This is a genomic window from Pseudoalteromonas sp. SG44-1, assembly GCF_014164315.1.
Taxonomy (GTDB): Bacteria; Pseudomonadota; Gammaproteobacteria; order Enterobacterales; family Alteromonadaceae; genus Pseudoalteromonas; species Pseudoalteromonas rhizosphaerae.
Window position 1 is genome coordinate 1 of sequence record NZ_JACJEW010000118.1, and the last position, 3,678, is coordinate 3,678.

A 3,678-nucleotide genomic window follows, 5' to 3' on the forward strand; every position below is an offset into this window, starting at 1 on the left:
GATAGCTGATAGCTGATAGCTGATAGCTGATAGCTGATAGCTGATAGCTCCTATGCTTTTTATAAGCTATAATTGATAAAATTTTAATAATCAAAGAGTATATTATTTACTCTTTTATTTTTCGAATCAACAGAGTACAAGAAAAGGGAACTTGTTGTGGATAGTTTCATCCGGTCTATTTTGAATGCTTCTCGCGCTAAAAAGCGTGCTATCACCTTATTTATTGATTCACTTTTTATTGCCGCAGCATTTTGGCTTGCGCTTATAGTGCGTTTGGACAGCCTTGCACCTTTTAGTGAGGTGGGTAATTGGCTGCTGTTAGCAATGTTAATTCCTACTGGTTTAATCGCATTTATCAATCTTGGTTTATATCGTGCTGTATTAAGGTACATGAATTCGCAGGCGCTCTGGGCTATTGTGCTTGGTACTATTATTACTACTGCTTGCTTAGTCTTGTTGTCGTTTTTTGTGGGTATTACTATCCCACGTACCATGCCATTTATTTTTGCTTGGTTATGTTTACTTACCGTTGGTGGTTCGCGCATTTTAGTGCGAGCGATGATCGGCAAAATGGCCACCGTAAATAAAGAATCGGTTATTATTTACGGTGCAGGCTCAGCGGGAAGGCAGCTTGCAACAGCACTCGGTGCCGGGCCAGAATATTACGTTCGTGCTTTTATTGATGATGATCAAAGCAAACAAGGGTCTATCGTTCAAGGTATTCCGGTAATTTGTTTTAAAGATATTTATGAACTGATTAATAAAGGCAAGGCTACTAAAGTATTGTTAGCGTTACCAAGTGCAAGCCGAGCAAGGCGCAAAGAAGTACTTGCGCAGCTAGAGCCATTAACGATTAAAGTTTTATCTATCCCTGGTATGGCAGATGTAGTTGAAGGTAAAGCGCAGCTCTCTGAATTTAGAGAAGTTGAAATTGAAGATTTATTGGGCCGTGACCCAGTTACCCCAAAACCAGAACTTATGGCTGCAAATATTACTGGCAAAATAGTTATGGTTACTGGAGCCGGTGGTTCTATTGGCTCTGAGCTGTGTAGGCAAATAGTTAGGCAGCAACCTAAAAAACTGGTGTTATTTGAAATCTCTGAGTTTGGTTTGTATTCTATTGAAAAAGAATTAAATGAGTACATAGCAAATAATCATATTGATTTAGAGCTAATCCCAATAATGGGCTCTGTGCAACGTATTAACCGTATTGAAACCGTAATGATGGCATTTGGTGTACAAACGGTGTACCACGCAGCGGCTTATAAGCATGTACCTTTAGTTGAGCATAATGTGGTTGAAGGTGTGCGTAATAACGTATTTGGTACTTACTACGCAGCCAAAGCAGCCGTTAACGCAAAGGTTGAAACCTTTGTATTAATTTCCACCGATAAAGCGGTACGACCAACGAATGTAATGGGCGCCACTAAGCGCATGGCTGAACTGGTATTACAAGGTTTAGCGCAAAGTAAAGGTAAAGAACATCGTACGCGTTTTTGTATGGTGCGTTTTGGTAATGTGCTTGGCTCGTCTGGCTCTGTGGTACCGTTATTTCGCAGACAAATTAAAGAAGGTGGCCCAATTACGCTTACTCACCAAGATATCACCCGTTTCTTTATGACCATACCAGAAGCTGCGCAATTGGTAATTCAAGCCGGCTCTATGGGCAAAGGTGGTGATGTATTTGTACTTGATATGGGGGATTCGGTAAAAATTAAAGATTTAGCCAGTAAGATGATCCGCCTTTCAGGCCTTGAAGTGAAAGACAAAACCAACCCCCATGGTGATATCGAAATTTTATGCACCGGCCTGCGCCCAGGTGAAAAGCTTTACGAAGAGTTATTAATCGGTGATAACGTTGGTGAAACGCCACATGAGCGAATTATGACGGCAAATGAAGCTATGTTGCCGCTACCTGAATTAAAAGTGTTTTTAGAAGCATTTGACATTGCCTGTCATAACTTTGACCACGAAATGATCCGCCAATTGTTACTCGACGCCCCAACGGGATTTAACCCAACGGATGGTATCTGTGATTTGGTATGGAATGCTAAAAAAGGCAAACAGCTCGAAAGTACTCCTCAAGCGAATGTGGTTAATTTGAAGGGGTAGGGGAAGGTTAAAGGTACTAGGGGCTAGGTAAAAGACTAGGTGCTAGGCTTAACTTTGCCTTCTCGGTGTAGCTCGAAGCGCCTTGGTGTACTCGGTGGTAAAAAATTTTTAAATGATTTATTCACCACTGAGGGCACGGAGTTCACAGAGGTAGAGATTAAAGGCAGGAGCTAGGGAGTGATTAGGCACTAGGGAAGCTAGTTCCTACTGGGGTTAGATTTAGCCTGACACCTTTTAGTTTTAAACTGTTGTTATCATATATTGTGATGTGAATTAAAAAATTGGATGAAAGCCTCTAGGTATTAGGCGATATGCCTTTGTACTAAGATGCTTTAAATAAGACGTTTAAGGAATTTAAAATGAAAATTGCTGTTGTTGGCACGGGTTATGTTGGCCTGTCTAATGCTATGTTACTTGCGCAACACAATAAGGTTGTTGCCCTTGATATCGACGAAAATAAAGTTGCACTTTTAAAAGACAAGCAATCACCCATTGTTGACGTTGAAATAAGTGATTTTTTACAAAATAAGCAATTAAATTTTACCGCGACTACAAATAAAGAGTCAGCACTGGTTGGCGCTGAATTTGTAATTATTGCTACACCGACTGATTATGATCCTGAAACAAACTATTTTAATACCAATAGTGTTGAGTCGGTTATTAAAGATGTAATAAGAATTAACCCAACGGCGACTATGGTCATTAAATCAACTGTACCAGTAGGTTATACACAGTCGATTAAAGAAAAGCTTGGCACTGATAATGTAATATTTTCGCCAGAATTTTTACGTGAAGGTAAAGCATTGCATGACAATTTGTATCCATCTCGCATTATTGTCGGTGAGCAAAGTGAACGCGCAAAAACGTTCGCTAATTTATTGGCTCAAGGTGCTATAAAGCAAGATATTGAGGTTCTGTTTACTGACTCTACAGAAGCCGAAGCAATCAAGTTATTCTCAAATACCTATCTTGCAATGCGTGTAGCGTACTTTAATGAGCTCGATAGCTACGCTGAGAGCCATGGCTTAAATGCGAAGCAAATTATACAAGGTGTAAGCTTAGATCCTCGTATTGGTAACCATTATAATAATCCTTCATTTGGTTATGGTGGTTATTGTTTACCAAAAGATACTAAGCAGTTGTTAGCTAACTACAAAGATGTGCCAAATAATATGATTGGCGCTATTGTTGACGCCAACACTACCCGTAAAGATTTTATTGCGAACTCAATCATTAAGCGCAGCCCTAAAATAGTTGGCGTGTATCGCTTAGTTATGAAAACGGGGTCAGACAACTTTAGAGCATCTGCAATCCAAGGGATTATGAAGCGCATTAAAGCCAAAGGGATTGAAGTTGTCGTATATGAACCAGCTTTAAAAGATGAAGCATTTTTCAATTCACGTGTGATTAAAGATTTAAATGAGTTTAAAGAAATTGCTGATGTTGTTGTTTCCAACCGTATGGTTGAAGAGCTGAGTGATATTGCAGATAAAGTTTATACGCGCGATTTATTTGGTAGTGATTAAGTAATAGTTAAAGATTAAAGATTAAAGATTAAAGGTTAAA

At 39.4% G+C, this 3,678-nt stretch carries 2 protein-coding genes; both read left to right on the forward strand.

The annotated features are described in order from the left end of the window. Positions 1-156 precede the first annotated feature (156 nt). Positions 157-2,112 (forward strand): nucleoside-diphosphate sugar epimerase/dehydratase, encoded by a 1,956-nt coding sequence (locus H5187_RS22840; protein WP_182719460.1) that lies wholly within the window; start codon positions 157-159, stop codon positions 2,110-2,112. A gap of 359 nt (positions 2,113-2,471) precedes the next feature. Next, positions 2,472-3,638, forward strand: coding sequence for a nucleotide sugar dehydrogenase (locus tag H5187_RS22845; protein ID WP_182719461.1), 1,167 nt, complete (start codon positions 2,472-2,474; stop codon positions 3,636-3,638). The last annotated feature ends 40 nt before the right edge of the window (positions 3,639-3,678 follow it).

What these genes read in the sequence shown, in the direction of transcription:
- H5187_RS22845 (WP_182719461.1), top strand. Translation starts at nt 2,472, where the DNA reads ATGAAAATTGCTGTTGTTGGCACGGGTTATGTTGGCCTGTCTAATGCT.